Below are 17,298 nucleotides of genomic sequence, written 5' to 3'. Positions count from 1 at the left end.
GCGGGCTCAGCCCGCCGACGTCGGCCAGGCGAGGGGGAGCAGGTGCTCCACGCTCAGCGGGGCGAGGGGGAGCGTCGCCAGGTCGGCGGGGGTGATCCACCGCAGCTCTGCGAGCTCGGCCTGAACGGTGACGGACCCCGGATCGACGGAGGTCGCGAAGGCCTCGGCGACGACCCGGTGCCCCGGCTCGTTGGCGGCCGCGGAGATGAACGTCCCGAGCGGACGGAGGTCGGCCTCGTCGAGCAGCAGTCCGAGCTCCTCGTGCAGCTCGCGGATCAGGGTCTCGGCAGCCGACTCGCCGGCTTCGGGCTTGCCGCCCGGCTGCATGAACCGGGTCGTGCCCTGCTTGCGCACGACCAGGACCCGTCCTTCGTCGTCGACGATCACGGCCGCGCTCACATGGATGTCAGGCATCGGGGCTGAACACCTTTCCGGGGTTGAGGATGCCGAGGGGATCGAACACCGCGGCGATCTGACGCTGGAGCTGCCACTGGTCGTCGCCCAGCTCGTCGGCGAGCCAGCGGCGCTTCAGGACGCCGATGCCGTGCTCCCCGGTCAGCGTGCCGCCGAGACGGATCGCGGCGCGGAAGAGGTCGTCGGCCGCCGCCCAGACGTGCGGCGGCGTCTCCGTCCCCTCGAACACGAAGTTCGGGTGCAGATTGCCGTCACCGGCATGCGCCACGGTGGGGATCGGGATTCCGTACTCGCGCTCGATCCGGGCGATCTCGTCGAACATCGCCGGCATCGCGCTGCGCGGCACGGAGACGTCCTCGATCAGCGTCGTGCCCAACGAGGCCATGGCGGGGTGCATCGAGCGCCGGATGGCGAGCAGACGCTCACCCTCCTCGCGGTCGTGGGAGACCACGGTCACGCCGTCGTGGGCCTGCAGGATCGCGGCGATCGCGTCGGCCTCGGACCGGGCCGCGGGGCCGTCGGTCTGAATGGTCAGCTGCGCGGCGCCGGGTGTCGGCGCGGGAAGGTCGAGCAGGGCGTGCACGGCCGCGAGGCTCGCGGCATCCATGAGTTCCATGATCGCGGGCTGCACCCCGGCAGCGGTCACCGCGGCGGACGCGGCGGCGGCGGCGCGGACTCCGGGGAACGTCGCGGTCACCGTGCAGGTCTCGCCCGGCACGAGTCTGCGCAGTTTGAGAGTCGCGCCGACCACGACGCCGAGCGTGCCCTCCGAGCCGACCACGAGCGCGGTCAGGTCGAGGCCCGTGACGCCCTTGACGCTGCGGTGTCCGAGGTGGAGGAGTCGGCCGTCGGCGAGCACGAGGTCGACGCCGAGCACCGCGTCGCGCACGACACCGTACTTCGCGCAGAGCAGGCCGCCCGCTCCGGTCGCGATGTTGCCGCCCACCGTGGAGATGTCGCGGCTGGCCGGGTCGGGCGGCCACCACAGGCCGTGGTCGGCGAGCTCCGTGTTGAGGTCGGCGTTCAGGATGCCGGGCTCGACGACCGCGAGAAGGTCATCCGGGCGGATCTCGTGGATCGCGGTCATGCGTCGCAGGGACAGCACGATCTCCCCGGTGCCCGCGTTGGCCGCACCCGCGAGGCCCGTGCCGGCGCCGCGGACCACCACGGGCGTGCGTGTGGCCGTCGCGATCCGCATCACCTGCTGGACGTGCTCGACCCGCTCGGCGTGCACGACGGCGAGCGGACGACCCGTGGCGGCGTGGCCGGAGCGGTCGGCTCTCGCCTCTTTGAGCGACGCCGCGTCGGTGTCGACGAGAGCACCGAGCGACTCCCGGAGGAGGGACAGGACGCTCACGACGGGCGGCTCATGGCAGGCGGCTCACGCGCGAGGTCTCAGGACAGGGCGCGTCGGCCGCTGAGGACGCCCGTGACGACCGCGACGAGGGCGAAGGCCGTGCCGATGAGGGCCTGCCCCATCGACCACCAGGCGATCGTGACGCCGACATAGATCAGCAGCTCCACGGCGGCCCCGAGGAACGGGTGCACGCGCAGCACCGGGCGCGGGGACAGGAACAGCGCCCAGATCAGCAGCACGAGGACGGGGGCGCCGATCCCGATGATGATGTTCCACGGAAGGTCCCAGCTGGCGAAGCCCCACAGCGCGAGAGACGCCACCGCGACGATCAGGACGATGACGCGGACGATGTCGAGCGCGGTGATGACCGGGCGGTCGACGCCGGGGACGGGTGCGGGATCCGAGGACATGGATCCAGTCTATTCGGCGGCCGGAGCGTCCTCGTCCGAGACGGCGGCGTCGGCGGGCGCTGCGGCAGCCTCGGCGGCGGGCTCAGCCTCCGCCGGAGCGGGTGCAGGGGCGGCCGGCGCGGGCTCGGCGGGAGCGGGTGCTTCCGGTGCCGGTGCGTCGGGAGCGGGCACGACGGCTTCGACCGGTGCCGCGGGTGCGGCCTCGGGCTCCGGCGTCGACGTGACTGTGGCGTCGGCGTCGGCTTCGGGTGCCGGGGCGTCGGCCGGAGCATCTCCGAGAAGCGGACGGTCGGGTCCGAGGGCCAGCAGCGACGTGCTGGTCGACGGACCGGCTTCGCCGTTCAGCAGGTAGCGGAACGTGACCGTCGTCCAGCGTGCGAGGACGTACTGCGTGAGGTTCGGACGGAGGTCGATCGTCCCTGCTCCGGTCGCGTCGAGGACGATGCGGTCTCCGCCGCCTCCGCGGCCGTCGAGCAGCGCCTCCACCGTCGTCCCCGGAGCGCCGGTGATCGGAACGCTGTAGTGGACGGCCAGTTCGTCGTCGAAGGCGATCGTCGCGAGCGACCACGCCGGGCCCTCCGTCGGGTTCGCCGGGTCGACGGGGTCGACGGGGTCCACCGGGTCGACGGGGTCCACCGGGTCGACGGGGTCCACGGGGTCCACGGGATCGACCGGGTCCACGGGATCCACCGGGTCCACCGGATCGACGGGGTCGACCGGGTCGACCGGGTCCACCGGGTCGACGGGAATCACGGGAGTGGTGGGAGCCTTCGGCGGCGCGACGACCGGCCCGGTCTGCTCGACGGGCGGCTCCGTGGTCGTGTCCTCCACCGGGACGACGGGTGCCTCATCGGGCTCGGTGATCGGCACCTCGACGGCGTCGGACTCGTCGAGCTTCATCGACTCGTCCGGCTCGACGTCTGCGGCGATCGAGGACGCATCCTTGTCGCCGGCGCTGGGAAGGGAAGTCGCGGGATCGGCTCCCGCGAGTCCGGGGATGATGGCGGCGGCGGCGACGACACCGGCCACGACGAGTGCGGCCGAGCCTGCACCGACGAGCGCACCGAGACCGGTGAACACTCCTCCGGTCGAACCTGCTCCGGCGCCGCCGGTGGTCCCTCCGGCCGCGCCTCCTCCGCTTCCGGATCCCGCTCCGCCGCCGGACGCGGCGATCCCGGTGGTGGCGTGGCCGGCGACGTCACCGCCGAACACGGCTCCGGGGATGCTCGAGGGCATGGCGGCCAGGGCGACGATCGGCGTTCCCGCGCCCTGCAGCGTCGCGAGGTAGCCGGACGCGCCGGTGACGCCGAGCACGAGCGGCAGCAGCACGAGGGCGAGGCGCTTGGAGACGTCCTTCGCTTCGGCGGCGACGATCATGCAGCGGGCGCAGTCGTCGAGGTGCAGCTCGAGGCGCTTGTGGTCGCGGGTGCTGAGGTTGCCGCGTGAGTAGGCGCCGAGGTGCTCGATCGTCCACTGGCACTCGGAGCCTTCGGCCGCGCTGCGGAGGTGTGCCTGGATCCATGCCTCGCGAAGACCCTCGCGAGCGCGGAAGGCCAGCTGGGACACGGCGCCGGACTTCATGCCGAGGAGGTGGCCGACCTCCTGAGGCTTCATCTGCTCGATCTCGGTGTACCAGAGCACCTCCTGCCAGCGGGAGGGGAGGCTGCGGAACGCCTGGGCGGTCAGGCTGCGGTCGAGCGCTTCGTTGGCCGCCTGATCGGTGGTCTCGGGGTCGGGGACCGTGTCGAGCTCGTCGATCGCGGTCTCCCGGCGCGCGCGTCCCCAGCCGGCTGCGGTGTTGCGGATGCTGGTGAAGAGATAGGCGCGGAAGGAGCCGTTCGGGCCGCCGCCCTTGATGATCGCCTGGTAGATGCGCGTGTACGCCTCCTGCACCAGGTCGTCCGGATCGATGGACGAGGTGATGGACCGCGCGACGGCGATGCCGGAGGGGTAGTGACGTCGCCAGAGTTCGCCGAACGCTCCCGTGTCGCCCGAGCGGGCACGCAGGATCAGGTCGGCATCACCGATCGGTTCGTCGTGGGTCGTGTTCTCTTCGTGCACAATCATCCATCTGTCGCGGGGCGCTGGTGCGTCTCTACGAGGTGAGACGCGCGAGAGCGCCTCTCATCACGCGACTTCTCCATTCTCTCGCGAATCTCCCAGGGAAGCCACCCTTCCTGCGAACTCCGAGGCGATGCCGAGGTGATGCACGGCGGGCGCACGGCCCCGACCGGCGGAGCCCCGCAGAAGTTTTCGCGGAAGTCGCGTAATGAATCGACCGGGGTGCCGTCTCATCCCATAGAGACAGCCGTACGGATCCCTCCGGGGGCGGGATCCAGGTGCCGACGCGAGGGGTATTCGCGCCGGTCGGGCGGGTCGGGAGCCTCGGGGGAGGAGTGCCCGGCCGCCCGTCTCAGGAGGGGGGAAGGGGGCCGTCGCTCTGGGGAACGGCGGCCTCCCCCGCACCTGCGGATCGGGGGTGCGGAAATCTCTCCGAAGAATTTCTGAGAAGTCGCGTAATGAATCGGTGAGTGCTTCGTCTCATCCATAGAGACAGCCGTACGAACTCCTCCGGGGGGGCGGAGTTCAGGCGCTGGTGCGGGGGCAATCGCACCGGTGGGGCGGGTCGGGAACCTCGGGGGAGGAGTGCCCGACCGCCCCTCTCACGAGGGGGACGAGGCCGCCGATCTGGGGAACGGCGGCCTCCCGCCCCGACACGAAGGACCGGAGAGCGCAGAGCTGCGCGTCGCGCGGTGCGCTGTTCCTAAGCGAGCAGCCGGGGCCCTGACCACACTCGCGCGACGTGCAGTTCCGCATCCAGGAGCACCGCATCGCCGAGCATGCCGGGCTGCAAGGCGCCCAGCGCCTCGTCACGTCCGATCGCCCGCGCCGGCGTCTCGGTGAGCGCGCGGACAGCCTCCGCGAGCACGACTCCCGCCGCGACCGCGCGCTGCAGCGCCACGTCCTGCGTGAGCGTCGATCCGGCGATCGAGCCGGTGTCATCGGCTCGGGCGATGCCGTTCTCGACCGTCACGCTCACGGCGCCGAGGTCGTAGTGGCCGTCCGCGCTTCCGGCGGCGGCCATCGCATCCGTGATCAGCGCCACCCGGCCCGGGGCGGAGTCGAACACGAGCTTCACGACGTGCGGGTCCAGGTGCACGTCGTCGGCGATCGCCTCCAGCACGACCCGGTGGTCGGCCGCAGCCGCGAGCACGGGGCCGGGAGCACGGTGGTGGATGCCGGGCATCGCGTTGAACGCATGGGTCAGGATCGAGGCACCCGCTTCGAATGCGGCGACTGCCATCGAGGCATCGGCGTCGGTGTGACCCACCGCGGCCGCCGACCCCGCGGCGACGATCTGCCGGATCGCGTCGAGCCCGCCGGGGAGCTCGGGGGCGATCGTCACCTGGCGGATCGTGCCGCGCCCGGCCTCCAGCAGTGCCGCGACATCGGCGGCCACCGGGTGACGCAGCAGCGACGGCTCGTGCGCGCCGTGGTGCCCGGGGTCGAGGAACGGCCCCTCGAGGTGCGAGCCGAGGATGTCGGCATCCGTCTCCGTCAGATCGGCGATCGTCGCGACGCTGAGCGCGAGTGCGTCCAACGGCGCGGTCACGAGCGACACCACGGCGCGGGTCGTCCCGTGCGCGCGGTGCAGATCGCGAGCGGTGCGGATCGCCTCCACGCCGTCGTCGAACGAGGCTCCGGCGCCGCCGTGGCCGTGGATGTCGACGAAACCCGGTGTGAGCAGAGCGCCGGGGCCGGCGACCGACGCGGCATCGACGACGTCGTCGGCGGGCGTCCAGTCGGAGCCCGTGCCGCGGCCGACGACGAGGCCGTCCTCGATGCGGATCCAGCCGTCCTCGGTGATCTCGCCGCGATCGACGACCCGGGCGGAGTGGATGACCAGTGAACCGGTCGCGGAGGAGTGGGTGCTCAACGTTCGCTCCAGGGGATCTCGTCTGCGGGGTGGAAGTCGACCCCCTCAGCCTTCCACAGCGGCGCGAGCGAGCCGACGCGCACGCGGAACGACTCCCAGACTCGCTCCGGGCCCTCCTGCGGCGACCAGGCCACCTCGGCCTGAGCGGCAGCGCGCGGGAAGACCAGCTGCTCGACGTCGTCGAGGGTCCGGGTCGTCTCGGACCACAGCGGTGCCTCGACACCGAGGATCGCCGCATCCGGCACGTCGAGGACAGCGGTCGGCTCCCACTCGTAGGCGGAGCGCACGTCGATGATGGCGGCCCAGGTCAGCCCGAGGGGGAAGTCCTCCGTGTACTTCATGTCGAGGTACGTGACGTTCGCGGCGGACATGATCAGCGCGCCTCCGCGCTCGACGAAGTGGGCGGCTTCCTCGGCGTGCGTGCCCTCGGGGGTGGTCTTGCCCCAGTACTGCCCGACCGTGCCCTCGGCGATGCCCGCGGCGGATCCCATCTCGTGCCACGCCACCGGCGTCTTGCCCGCCTCGACGACGATCGCGGTCGCACGCTCGGCGAACAGGTCGAAGTCGGCCTGCGGAGTGCCGAGCGACTCGTCGCCGCCGATGTGGATGTACGGGCCGGGGGTCATCTCGGCCAGCTCCCGCACGACGTCGCGCACGAAGTCGTAGGTGCGCTCCTCGTGGATGCGGACGCTGGAGTGCCCCACGCCCCAGCCCAGGTAGGTTTCGCCGGCGACGGGCAGCGACTGCCCCAACCGGGTGGAGTCCGCGATGAGGTTGTCGTTGAGGACCGGGGCCTCGACCAGCTCGGGGTAGGCGACGCCGATGGCGTGGGTGTGGCCGGGCAGATCGATCTCGGGGATCACGATCATGTGCCGCGAGGCCGCGTAGGAGACGATCTCCCGGTAGTCGTCCTTCGTGTAGAAGCCGCCGGGGTCGCCGTTCGCCGAGGTGGCCGCCGCGCGCTCCGTCAGCAGCGGCCAGGAGTCGATGTGCACGCGCCACCCCTGGTCGTCGCTCAGGTGCAGATGCAGGTGGTTGAGCTTGAGCGCGCTCGTGCTGTCGATGAACTTCTTCACGTCGTCGACACCGAAGAAGTGCCGCGCCACGTCGAGCATGACGCCGCGCCGCGGGAAGCGCGGGGAGTCCGCGACATCGGCGCCGAGCAGGCCCCAGCCGGAGTCGTCCTGCCGCAGCAGCTGCAGCAGCGTCTGCACGCCGTAGAACAGCCCAGCCTCGTCCGCGCCGACGACGACCGCGCGGTCGCCGATCTCGAGCGTGTAGCCCTCCGACGCCGAGGACTCCGGGTCGACCAGCAGCTCGATTTCCGCTGGTGCGACATCGACGCGGGTGAGGCGGAGTCCGGTGCGGCGCTCGACGGCGTCGATCAGCTGAGCGGTGGCGGGCGAGGAGCCGAGCACGCGCGTCGTCGCGGTGACCGGCATCCGTCCTTCTCGTGCGACGGCGGACACGGGCGCGGGGACGAGGGGAAGAGGATGAGGAAGGACCATGAACAAAACCTACCGGTCGGCGTCGCCCAGCGGAATGGCCGATGTCGAATCGATTCTGCGATTCGCGGACGGGTCGCCAGGCGTAACGGTCGGGTCCCGATTTCCTTCCGCCACGATCCGCGACGGATAGCGTGATCACCGCCATGCGGTCGAGCCGGGAGGAGCGGTCATGGAGACACCCGGGGGAGCGGTCGGGGCGACAGCGGAGACGCCTGAGGAGCGGTGCGAGCGTGTCTCCGAGGAACGAGACGTCTGGCGCCGTCGTGCCCGCATCGGCTTCGTCTTCCTCGGCATCTGCGCGATCCTCGGGACCTTCATGGGCTGCCGTGTGGCCACCCTGCCCGGGAACCGGAGCGTGGCGGTGGCCACGCCGCTGGAGTGTCGCGTCAGCGCGGACGGCACGCAGCTGTTCGCGACCATCCGGCTCGCGGCGCTGCAGCCCTCGTACGTGAACAAGGTCATCGTGGACGACGATGTGGACCGTGAGCTGGCGGGCCAGGAGGTGGGGTCGGCGCTGATCCTGGGCGATCTCCGAGATCTCGACGAGCTCGCGGACACGGATGTGCGGGAGCTCCTGGCCGGCGGCGAGCAGGCAGACCCGGCGCCGTTCGCGTTCGGAGACCCCGGGGAGGAAGACGGTGTGCTCGTCGTCGCGATCGATCTGCCCGACGGTGCCTCCCAGGGGCGGGCCGAGGGGATCAGGTTGCGCGGGAGCTCTGGAGCGCTCGCGAGTGAACAGCAGATCCCCCTCGGGATCCGCTTCGGGCCCACGCAGTGCGAGCTGGCGGTCTCCCGGCCGTTCGAAGGGTATTGAGAAGTCGGCGTACGCCCCCACTCGCATCCGCTATGCTCATACCGTCGCGACTGGCGTCTGGGTGGACTACCACCGGGGAGCGACTGACCACGGAATTCGACCGCGCGCCTGGGCCGATAGGAACACCCCTTCGAATCCGTCGTCAAAGGAGCACGTCATCATGACCGACCGTTACTTCAACGCCCCGCTCTCCGAGGTCGACCCGGAGATCGCCCAGGTCCTCGATCGCGAGCTGAAGCGTCAGCAGACGTTCCTCGAGATGATCGCCTCGGAGAACTTCGTGCCGGTCTCGGTGCTGCAGTCGCAGGGTTCCGTGCTCACCAACAAGTACGCCGAGGGCTACCCCGGCCGCCGCTACTACGGCGGCTGCGAAGAGGTCGACGTCGCGGAATCCCTCGCGATCGAGCGGGCGAAGAGCCTCTTCGGCGCCGAATTCGCGAACGTGCAGCCGCACTCCGGCGCCTCGGCGAACGCGGCGGTCCTGCACGCGATCGCGCGCCCCGGTGACACGCTCCTCGGCCTCTCCCTCGACCAGGGCGGCCACCTCACGCACGGCATGAAGATCAACTTCTCCGGCCGCCTGTACGACATCGTCGCCTACGGCGTCGACCCGGAGACCTCGACGATCGACATGGCCGAGGTCCGTCGCCTCGCGATCGAGCACAAGCCGAAGGTCATCATCGCCGGCTGGTCGGCCTACCCGCGCACGATGGACTTCGCGGCGTTCCGCGAGATCGCCGACGAGGTCGGCGCGCTGCTCTGGGTCGACATGGCGCACTTCGCCGGTCTGGTCGCCGCGGGTCTGCACCCGAACCCGGTGCCCCACGCGCACGTCGTCTCCTCGACCGTGCACAAGACGATCGGCGGCCCGCGCTCGGGCTTCATCCTCACCAACGACGCCGAGCTCGCCAAGAAGATCAACACCGCGGTCTTCCCGGGGCAGCAGGGTGGCCCGCTCATGCACGTGATCGCCGCGAAGGCGACCGCGTTCAAGCTCGCCGGCACGCCGGAGTTCAAGGAGCGTCAGGAGCGTGTGCTGCGTGGCGCGAAGCTCATCGCCGAGCGTCTCTCGCAGCAGGACGTGAAGGATGCCGGCATCGCCGTGCGCTCGGGAGGCACCGACGTGCACCTGGTGCTGGTCGACCTGCGCGACGCCGAGATCGACGGCAAGCAGGCGGAGGACCTCCTCCACGACATCCACATCACCGTGAACCGCAACGCCGTCCCGAACGACCCGCGTCCGCCGATGGTGACCTCGGGTCTGCGCATCGGCACGCCCGCACTCGCGACCCGTGGCTTCGGCGACGTCGAGTTCACCGAGGTGGCCGACATCATCGCGCTCGCGCTGCTCCCGGGTGCGGACGTGGAGGCACTGCGCGCCCGTGTCGACGCGCTCGCCGCCGCGTTCCCGCTCTACCCCGACCTGCAGCAGTAACCGTCTCTGCGTTTCGTCTCGCTTCGCTCGCTCAACGACCGACGTCGCCATGCTCGCTCAACGACCGGCGTCGTCATTGTCGCTCGACGACCGGTTCCGATTCGCTCGCTCGACGACCGGTGTGGTCCGGTCGTCGAGCGAGGAACGCAGCGACGAGACGAAACGCCTCCCCTCCCCGCCTCCTGCCGAGAAAGGCTCCTGACATGACCGCGAAGATCCTGGATGGGAAGGCGGCCTCCGCCGCCATCCGCGCCGAACTGACCGAGCGCGTCGCCGCGCTGAAGGCGAAGGGGATCACCCCGGGTATCGCGACGGTGCTGGTGGGTGCGGATCCGGCCTCGCAGCTCTATGTCGGGATGAAGCACCGTCAATCCGAGGCGATCGGGATGAACTCGATCCAGCGCGAGCTGCCGGCCGACGCGACCCAGGCCGACGTGGAAGCGCTGATCGACGAGCTCAACGCCGACCCCGCATGCCACGGCTACATCGTGCAGCTGCCGCTGCCGAAGCACCTGGACACGGATGCGATCCTCGAGCGGATCGACCCGGCGAAGGACGCCGACGGACTGCACCCGACCAACCTCGGGCGGCTCGTGCTCAACGTGAACAGCCCGATCCACACGCCGCTGCCGTGCACGCCGCGCGGCGTGATCGAGCTGCTGCTGCGCAACGACTACGACCTCAAGGGCAAGCACGTCGTGGTGGTCGGGCGCGGGGTCACGATCGGCCGTTCGATCGGACTGCTGCTCACGCGTCGCGATTTGAACGCCACGGTCACGCTCACGCACACGGGCACCGTCGACATGCCGCGGTACCTGCGCGAGGCCGATGTGATCGTCGCCGCTGCCGGCGTCAAGCACCTGATCCGTGCGGAGGACGTCAAGCCCGGTGCGGCCGTGCTCGACGTGGGCGTCACGCGCGAGAGCGACCCGGAGACCGGCAAGAACCTGGTGTTCGGCGACGTCGCGCCCGATGTCGCGGACGTCGCGGGCTACATCTCCCCGAACCCCGGTGGCGTCGGCCCGATGACGGTCGCTCTGCTCATGACGAACGTGGTCGAGGCGGCCGAGAGGTCGGTCTGATCGTCCGCACGTGCTCTGCACGGAAAAGGCGCCCATCCGTGGAGGAGGGGCGCCTTTTCCGGTTCTCGGAGGCTCCAGTTCTCGGAGGCTCCGGCGTCGCGGATCAGAGGGCGTCGCGGATCAGAGCTCGCCGCGGATCAGAGCTCGTCGAGCATCCGGCGCTGCTCGGGCGTCAGGCCGTCGCTGAGCTCATCGCGGGCCGCGCTGGTCTCGGGGGATTCCGGTGCCGCGGCGGGGGGAGTCGCGGCGGTCTTCGTGCCGCCGCCCTTCACGCGCGCCTGCACGGAGTCGTAGATCTCGCCGGCCTTGGCGCGGAGCCGGTCGTCGATCTGGTCGTAGATCATCCAGCCGAACAGCAGCGCCAGCGGCGGCAGCACGAACGCCCAGAAGCCCGAGGCGCGCACGCCGCTCAGCCAGACGGTCAGCACCCAGATGATGAGCTCGACGAGATACACGAGCACGTACTGCACGACCTTCTCGCCGGTCTTGGTGCGATCGGCGGCGGACTTCGCGGCAGACCTGCGGAACGCGCCGGCGAGCAGCGGCTTCACGAAGAGAGCGGCGAGGGTCAGGATGACCGACGCCCACAGCGCGTTCCACCCGACGGAGACACCGGGCAGCAGCAGGCCGATCAGGAGCAGCACGGCGACGTTGAACACGTAGAGCGCGGCGAACCGGACGATTCCGTTCTTCATGCGAACAGAATCCCACATCGTCGCGCGGAGGGCACCCCTCGGGTCGCACCGGCCACGGACGGGCGGGGTGTGCGGTCGTACACTGATCTCCGGCACCTGTTCCTTCCCCCCCTCCGCGTCTGGAGCCGTCATGACGATCGACCCGGATCCGCTGCTGGACTCGATCGACATCCTGACCACGGCCGACGGGGCGCAGTGGCCGGCGCATGTGCACGACGATCACGAACTGCTCTCCGCGATCACCCACTCCGTGACCGTGGTCACTCCGGATGCCGTGTACATCGCGCCACGGGGGACCAGTATCTGGATTCCGGCCGGTGTGGTGCACGAGGTGACCGCGGTGCCCGGCAACAGCATGCGGTGCACCTGGTTCGAGCCGGATGCCGGCGCCATGCTCACGAGCCGTGTGGTGGTGACCACGGTGCCTCCGCTGCTCGATCGGGTGCTCGCCGAGCTGGTGCGCTACACCGATCCTCCCCGCCGGGCGCGGGCGGAGGCGTTCGCCCTCGACCTGCTCGCGGACGCGCGGGAGACGGATGTCGGGCTGCCCACCCCGGCGAGCCACTGGCTGCGTGCGGTGACGGATGCGCTCATCGCCGACCCGGCTGATCGTCGCACGGTCGACGCCTGGGCGGCCCAGGCGTCGGTGAGCGTGCGCACCTTCATGCGTCAGTTCGCGGCGGAGACCGGGATGACGTTCTCGCGCTGGCGGGCGGAGCTGCGGCTGCAACTGGCGATGTCGATGCTCGCGAACGGGGCCGAGGTGGGACGCACGGCGCGGACGGTCGGCTTCGAATCGCTCGCCGCGTTCTCGGCCGCGTTCCGACGACGTGCGGGGGTCTCGCCACGGACGTTCGCCCGGACCCACGGCTCGATGACCGATTCCCACGCATAGTCGACCGATCGGCGCAACTCTCTCCATGAACCGGGCAAGCGGGCGCGCCATAATTAGGTAACCCTTGCCTTAATTGGAGATCCCGTGCGCCCATCACCGCGCCTGCGAGCCGCGCTCGCAGCAGCCGTCATCGTTCCCCTCTTCGCCGTCACCGCCTGCGCCTCCGCCGCAGGGCCCTCCGGAAGCGACTCCGCGGCCGGAGACACCGTCGTCGTCGACACCGTCTACGGCGAGGTGACGGTTCCCGCAGAGCCCGAACGCGTCGCCGCGATCTCGTACGACACGCCCTGGCAGGTCATGTCGTTCGACGTTCCCGTCGTCGCGACCATCGACTACACCCAGTGGATCGACAGCTACACCGAGGAGCAGCAGGACTACGTCGCCGACGCCGCGAAGGTCGGCAGCTACGGCGAGATCAACTTCGAGGCGCTCGCCGGTGCCGCCCCCGACATCATCGTCGGCGACGCCTACGAGGTGGACGAGGCGACCTTCACGCGACTGAGCGAGATCGCGCCGACGGTCATCGTCGGCGGCGACGAGCGCGGTGACTGGCAGTCGCTCACGGAGGACCTCGCGACCGCCCTCGGCGTGCACGGCACCTGGGCGAAGGCGAAGGAGTCCTACGTGGCCCGACGCGACGAGGTGAAGGAGCAGTACGCCGACGTCATCTCCGCCAACACCTGGGCGAACTTCTCGCTCGGCGACGAGGCCGGACAGTTCTCCATCCAGTTGCCGACCGGCTCGACCGGCAACCTGATCGTCAACGAGATGGGCCTCACCTATGGCGAGGGCGTCCCCCTGGAGGACGAGGGCGGTTTCGGCTACGCCTCGTTCTCGCTGGAGCAGATCGGCACCATCCTGGACGGCGTGACCGTCGGTCTCACGTTCGAGAACCCGGACGGCACCATGATGCCCGCTATCCAGGACGTCATCGACAGCAGCCTCTTCCAGCAGCTGGAGATCGCGAAGACCGGTCAGGTGTACGGCCTGTCGACGAGCGTCACCGATTACCGCAGCGCCGAGGCCTGGATCGACGAGCTCACCACCAAGGTGCTCGAACCGCTGTCGAAGTGACGGCTCTCGCCACGGACGGACGGCGGCGCGCCCGTTGTCCGTCCGACGCGATCGTGCTGCCGATCGTGCTGCTGCTCCTGATCATCGCGATCGGGGTCAGCATCGCGGTCGGCCCGCGCACCCTGTCCTTCGACGAGCTCCTGGCCGCACTCACCGCGCCGACCGGCACGGAGGCGGACCTCATCGTGCGCGACGTGCGGCTGCCGCGCACGTTCATCGGGATCGCCGCCGGCAGCGCGCTCGCGGTCGCCGGCGTGATCATGCAGACCCTCACCCGCAACCCGCTCGCCGAGCCGGGGCTGCTCGGCGTCAACGCCGGCGCCTCCCTGGCGGTCGCCGTCGCGATCGTCGTCCTCGGGGTCGGGGACTTCGGATCCACGATGTGGTTCGCGTTCGCCGGTGCCGCGATCGCCAGCGCCCTGGTGGCGCTCATCGGAGGAGTCGGTCGCGGTGCCTCGATCGGCCGCCTCGCGCTCACCGGTGTCGCGGTCGCCGCCGTACTGTCCGCCGCGACGTCGGCGCTCAGCCTGATCGATCCCGCGTCGTATCAGCAGATGCGGCTGTGGGGAGCGGGTGCGCTCGGCGGCCGATCGCTCGAGGCCGCCGTCCTCACGCTCGCGGTGGTCGGCATCGGACTCCTCCTCGTCGTCGTCATCGCCCCGGGCATCGGACTCCTCGCGCTGGGGGAGGACACCGCGCGTGCCCTCGGCGGTCGGGTCGGCGCCGTGCGGACGGGCGGCTTCATCGCGATCGCCGTGCTCTGCGGCGCGGCGACCGCGGCGGCAGGGCCGATCGCTTTCGTGGGGCTGCTCGTACCGCACGCACTGCGGGCGGTCTTCGGGCCGGACACCCGTCGTCTGCTGATCTACAGCGTGCTCGCAGGTCCTCTCCTGCTGCTGTTCGCCGATGCGCTGGGAGGCGTCCTGATCGCCCCGCGCTCGATCCCGGTGGGCGTGATGACGGCGTTCCTCGGCGCACCGGTGCTGGTCGCCCTCGTGCTCTCGCGGCGTGTGCAGGCCGAGGGAGCACCCTCATGATCGCTGCCGCCTCGGTCGTCGCCGCGCCGGCGGCCACGCGTCGCCGCCGCACGATCATCTGGGTGTGCTCCGCCGTCGTCCTGCTGGCGCTGGGGGTGGCGGGGCTCACGCTCGGCGACGCCCCCGTGTCGGTGTCGGACGCCGTCAGCGCTCTGCTCGGCGGAGGGGAGAGCGGCACGCGATTGATCGTGGTCGGCTGGCGGCTCCCGCGGGTCGCACTGGGAGCGGTGATCGGCGCGATGCTCGCCCTTTCCGGAGCACTGTTCCAGGTGGTCACGCGCAACCCGCTCGGCAGCCCCGACATCCTCGGATTCTCGGCTGGCGCCTACACCGGCGCGCTGATCGTGATCGTCGGCGGTTCGGTGAGCACCGTCGCCCTCACGGTCGGCGCGATCGGCGGCGGCATCCTCTCCGCAGCTCTCGTCTTCGCCCTCGTGGCCTGGCGCGGCGCGAGCGGCACGCGCCTCATCATCGTGGGCATCGCGCTCACCGCCATGCTCGGCGCCGTGAACACGATGATCGAGCTCGCCGCCGACGACGTGGTCTCGCGCAGCGCCGCCATCTGGGGCGCCGGGTCGCTGAACGGCATCGATGGAAGATGGATGCCGGTGATGATCGTCACCCTTCTGCTCGGAGCGTTCGCGATCGCGGGGCTCCGGCCGGCGCTCGCGCTGTACGAGCTGGGCGAGGATCGTGCCGCGTCCCTCGGCGTCCGGCCCGTGCGCCTGCGCCTGTCGGCGATGATCGCGGGCGTGGTGCTGCTCGCCGTCACGATCGCGGCCGCAGGGCCCCTCGCCTTCATCGCGCTCGCCGCCCCGCAGATCGCCCGGCGGCTGTGGCGCAGCGGCCCCATGCCGTTCGCGGCATCCGCCATGACCGGAGCGGTGCTCCTCGTCTCGAGCGACCTGATCGCGATGCGGCTGTTCGCCCCCACCATGCTCCCCACCGGCCTCGTCACGATCGGGGTCGGCGGACTCTATCTCGCCTGGATGCTGTCCGGCGCGAATCGAAGGAGGCGCTGATGCGCACCGATGTCCCCCTGTTCCGCGCCGAGGTGGCCGCCCGCACCGTCGTCACCCCGAACATGCTGCGGATCACGCTGCGCGGCGCCCGCACGGACCGCGGGGAGCGGTTCGCGTCGAGCGGACGGCCGGACGAGTTCTTCGGGCTGTGGCTCACCGCCGCCGACGGTCAGGAGGCCAAGCGCTACTACTCCGTACGAGCGTGGCGGCCCGAGTCCGACGAGCTCGACATCGACTTCGTCGTGCATGCACACGGGCCGGCGACGCAGTGGGCGCGGCGGGCCCTTCCCGGGGATCGCGTGGCCTTCGATGCTCCGCGCGGGCATTTCCAGCCGCCGCAGGGGACCGACCGCGTGCTCCTCGTCGGCGACGCCACGGCCCTGCCGGCCATCGGCCGCATCCTCGAGGAGCGGAGCCCTGCCGATCCTCCCGTCTGCGTGATCGTGTCGGTCGATGACCTCGGAGACCGGCAGGACCTCCCGATCGGGGAGGACGACACGCTGCACTGGGTGGACGGCGACGAGATGCTCGCTCGGACGGTGTCCGAGACGGCGACCGGAGCGGACGCGACCTATCTCTGGTTCTCGGGGGAGGCGACGGTCATGCGCGACGTCCGCCGGCACCTGCGTCACACGCTCGGCTGGCCGACCTCGCGGTACATGACGATGGGGTACTGGCGCCGCGATGAAGAGCGCTGGGCCGCCGAGTTCACCCGCCACCCCGATCTCGATGAGCAGATCGCCGCCATCTGGGAGAACGGCGAGGACGATGAGACCCAGCGCGATCGGATCGACGAACTGCTGACGAGGAACGGACTGTGACCGACACCACCTTCGACATCCGCGGACTCACCGCCGGATACCCGCACGGGCGGCCGATCTCGGTCGATCTCGACCTGACGATCGACCGGGGGTCCTTCGTCGCGATCATCGGACCGAACGCCTGCGGCAAGTCGACCCTGCTGCGCACGATCGCCCGACTGCTCCCGGTGCTCGCCGGATCGGTGCTCCTCGACGGCCGTGACATCCGTGCCCGCGGAGCGAAGGAGCTGGCGCGGGAGCTCGGCCTGCTCAGCCAGTCCGCCGAGGCTCCGGATGGCATGCGGGTGGCCGACCTCATCGCCCGCGGACGCTACCCGCACCGTCGGGCCTTCTCGAGCTGGAGCGCGGCGGATGAGCAGGCCGTGGCCACGGCGATGGAGCGCACCGCCGTGCAGGAGCTGTCGGAGCGGCCTGTCGACGAGCTTTCCGGGGGACAGCGCCAGCGCGTCTGGCTGGCGATGGCGCTCGCGCAGGAGACCGACGTGTTGCTGCTGGACGAGCCGACGACCTTCCTCGACATCACGCACCAGCTCGACATGCTCGACCTGTTCCGCGCGATCAACCGGGACCACGGGACGACCGTCGTCGCCGTGCTGCACGACCTCAACCAGGCGGCCCGGTACGCCGATCGCATCGTCGCGATGCGCGACGGCGCGATCGTCCGCACGGGACCGCCGGAGGACGTGCTCACGCCCGAGGTGATGATGCGGGTGTTCGATCTGGACAGCACGGTGATCCCCGACCCGGAGACGGGGACCCCGATGGTCGTGCCTCGGCGTCGCTGAGCAGCCGAGCAG

Annotated in this window: 16 protein-coding genes and 1 riboswitch; of the genes, 9 read left to right on the top strand and 7 right to left on the bottom strand. The window is 70.8% G+C overall.

The window, feature by feature from the left end; all coding sequences use genetic code 11:
* Positions 1-6 precede the first annotated feature (6 nt).
* From AC07VM_RS09675 to AC07VM_RS09650, 6 genes are all read right to left on the bottom strand, one after another.
* A complete protein-coding gene (locus AC07VM_RS09675; RefSeq protein ID WP_494910924.1) occupies positions 7-414 on the bottom strand; it encodes an NUDIX hydrolase in 408 nt (135 codons plus the stop codon).
* Entirely contained in the window at positions 407-1,771 is a 1,365-nt protein-coding gene (locus tag AC07VM_RS09670) for an FAD-binding oxidoreductase (RefSeq protein ID WP_494910922.1), read from the bottom strand. The genes AC07VM_RS09675 and AC07VM_RS09670 overlap by 8 nt, the downstream gene beginning before the upstream one ends.
* A 38-nt stretch (positions 1,772-1,809) precedes the next feature.
* Positions 1,810-2,181 carry a YrdB family protein gene (locus tag AC07VM_RS09665; protein ID WP_494910921.1) on the bottom strand — a complete coding sequence of 124 codons (372 nt, stop codon included), beginning with the start codon at positions 2,179-2,181 and terminating at the stop codon, positions 1,810-1,812.
* 9 nt (positions 2,182-2,190) lie between these two features.
* Entirely contained in the window at positions 2,191-4,242 is a 2,052-nt protein-coding gene (locus AC07VM_RS09660) for a sigma-70 family RNA polymerase sigma factor (protein ID WP_494910919.1), read from the bottom strand.
* Between the two features lie 703 nt (positions 4,243-4,945).
* Positions 4,946-6,118: an N-acetylglucosamine-6-phosphate deacetylase gene (locus tag AC07VM_RS09655; protein WP_494910918.1), complete on the bottom strand. Its 1,173-nt coding sequence runs from the start codon at positions 6,116-6,118 to the stop codon at positions 4,946-4,948.
* Complete coding sequence (locus AC07VM_RS09650) at positions 6,115-7,626, bottom strand: beta-N-acetylhexosaminidase (RefSeq protein ID WP_494910917.1); 1,512 nt, start codon at positions 7,624-7,626, stop codon at positions 6,115-6,117. Before AC07VM_RS09650 ends, AC07VM_RS09655 begins: the two co-directional genes overlap by 4 nt.
* A gap of 169 nt (positions 7,627-7,795) precedes the next feature.
* Between AC07VM_RS09650 and AC07VM_RS09645 the strand changes: the two genes are divergently transcribed.
* The 3 genes from AC07VM_RS09645 to AC07VM_RS09635 all read left to right on the top strand — a co-directional run bounded on the left by AC07VM_RS09645 (position 7,796) and on the right by AC07VM_RS09635 (position 10,957).
* Complete coding sequence (locus AC07VM_RS09645; RefSeq protein WP_494910915.1) at positions 7,796-8,440, top strand: hypothetical protein; 645 nt, start codon at positions 7,796-7,798, stop codon at positions 8,438-8,440.
* A gap of 36 nt (positions 8,441-8,476) precedes the next feature.
* Positions 8,477-8,561: riboswitch (ZMP/ZTP riboswitch) on the top strand.
* 39 nt (positions 8,562-8,600) lie between these two features.
* The gene (gene glyA / locus AC07VM_RS09640; RefSeq protein ID WP_494910914.1) at positions 8,601-9,875 is read left to right on the top strand and encodes a serine hydroxymethyltransferase; all 1,275 of its coding nucleotides are present in this window, start codon (positions 8,601-8,603) and stop codon (positions 9,873-9,875) included.
* A 203-nt stretch (positions 9,876-10,078) separates the two neighbouring features.
* Positions 10,079-10,957, top strand: a complete 879-nt coding sequence (locus AC07VM_RS09635; RefSeq protein ID WP_494910913.1) for a bifunctional methylenetetrahydrofolate dehydrogenase/methenyltetrahydrofolate cyclohydrolase — start codon at positions 10,079-10,081, stop codon at positions 10,955-10,957.
* Positions 10,958-11,094: 137 nt separating this feature from the next.
* On the opposite strand, the gene AC07VM_RS09630 is transcribed toward AC07VM_RS09635, so the two are convergent.
* Positions 11,095-11,652, bottom strand: coding sequence for a hypothetical protein (locus AC07VM_RS09630; protein ID WP_267417656.1), 558 nt, complete (start codon positions 11,650-11,652; stop codon positions 11,095-11,097).
* A gap of 130 nt (positions 11,653-11,782) precedes the next feature.
* Here AC07VM_RS09630 and AC07VM_RS09625 point away from each other — a divergent pair, with 130 nt between their 5' ends.
* From AC07VM_RS09625 to AC07VM_RS09600, 6 genes are all read left to right on the top strand, one after another.
* A complete protein-coding gene (locus AC07VM_RS09625) occupies positions 11,783-12,547 on the top strand; it encodes a helix-turn-helix domain-containing protein (protein WP_494910911.1) in 765 nt (254 codons plus the stop codon).
* 84 nt (positions 12,548-12,631) lie between these two features.
* Complete coding sequence (locus AC07VM_RS09620) at positions 12,632-13,621, top strand: ABC transporter substrate-binding protein (RefSeq protein ID WP_494910909.1); 990 nt, start codon at positions 12,632-12,634, stop codon at positions 13,619-13,621.
* Positions 13,618-14,658: a FecCD family ABC transporter permease gene (locus tag AC07VM_RS09615; RefSeq protein ID WP_494910907.1), complete on the top strand. Its 1,041-nt coding sequence runs from the start codon at positions 13,618-13,620 to the stop codon at positions 14,656-14,658. Before AC07VM_RS09620 ends, AC07VM_RS09615 begins: the two co-directional genes overlap by 4 nt.
* The gene (locus tag AC07VM_RS09610) at positions 14,655-15,680 is read left to right on the top strand and encodes a FecCD family ABC transporter permease (protein WP_494910906.1); all 1,026 of its coding nucleotides are present in this window, start codon (positions 14,655-14,657) and stop codon (positions 15,678-15,680) included. The genes AC07VM_RS09615 and AC07VM_RS09610 overlap by 4 nt, the downstream gene beginning before the upstream one ends.
* Positions 15,680-16,501 carry a siderophore-interacting protein gene (locus AC07VM_RS09605; RefSeq protein ID WP_494910905.1) on the top strand — a complete coding sequence of 274 codons (822 nt, stop codon included), beginning with the start codon at positions 15,680-15,682 and terminating at the stop codon, positions 16,499-16,501. The genes AC07VM_RS09610 and AC07VM_RS09605 overlap by 1 nt, the downstream gene beginning before the upstream one ends.
* Positions 16,498-17,286: an ABC transporter ATP-binding protein gene (locus AC07VM_RS09600; RefSeq protein WP_494910903.1), complete on the top strand. Its 789-nt coding sequence runs from the start codon at positions 16,498-16,500 to the stop codon at positions 17,284-17,286. Before AC07VM_RS09605 ends, AC07VM_RS09600 begins: the two co-directional genes overlap by 4 nt.
* Positions 17,287-17,298 lie beyond the last annotated feature (12 nt).

Source organism: Microbacterium sp. GW821-FHT01D02 (assembly GCF_059422585.1).
This window is presented reverse-complemented; position numbering and strand designations above follow the sequence as displayed.

Bases quoted from the DNA above. Each gene is read 5' to 3' on its own strand.
- AC07VM_RS09610 (WP_494910906.1), top strand. From the start codon at position 14,655: ATGATCGCTGCCGCCTCGGTCGTCGCCGCGCCGGCGGCCACGCGTCGC.
- AC07VM_RS09625 (WP_494910911.1), top strand. From the start codon at position 11,783: ATGACGATCGACCCGGATCCGCTGCTGGACTCGATCGACATCCTGACC.
- glyA (WP_494910914.1), top strand. From the start codon at position 8,601: ATGACCGACCGTTACTTCAACGCCCCGCTCTCCGAGGTCGACCCGGAG.
- AC07VM_RS09675 (WP_494910924.1), bottom strand. From the start codon at position 414: ATGCCTGACATCCATGTGAGCGCGGCCGTGATCGTCGACGACGAAGGA.
- AC07VM_RS09630 (WP_267417656.1), bottom strand. From the start codon at position 11,652: ATGAAGAACGGAATCGTCCGGTTCGCCGCGCTCTACGTGTTCAACGTC.
- AC07VM_RS09665 (WP_494910921.1), bottom strand. From the start codon at position 2,181: ATGTCCTCGGATCCCGCACCCGTCCCCGGCGTCGACCGCCCGGTCATC.
- AC07VM_RS09645 (WP_494910915.1), top strand. From the start codon at position 7,796: ATGGAGACACCCGGGGGAGCGGTCGGGGCGACAGCGGAGACGCCTGAG.
- AC07VM_RS09635 (WP_494910913.1), top strand. From the start codon at position 10,079: ATGACCGCGAAGATCCTGGATGGGAAGGCGGCCTCCGCCGCCATCCGC.
- AC07VM_RS09605 (WP_494910905.1), top strand. From the start codon at position 15,680: ATGCGCACCGATGTCCCCCTGTTCCGCGCCGAGGTGGCCGCCCGCACC.
- AC07VM_RS09650 (WP_494910917.1), bottom strand. From the start codon at position 7,626: ATGGTCCTTCCTCATCCTCTTCCCCTCGTCCCCGCGCCCGTGTCCGCC.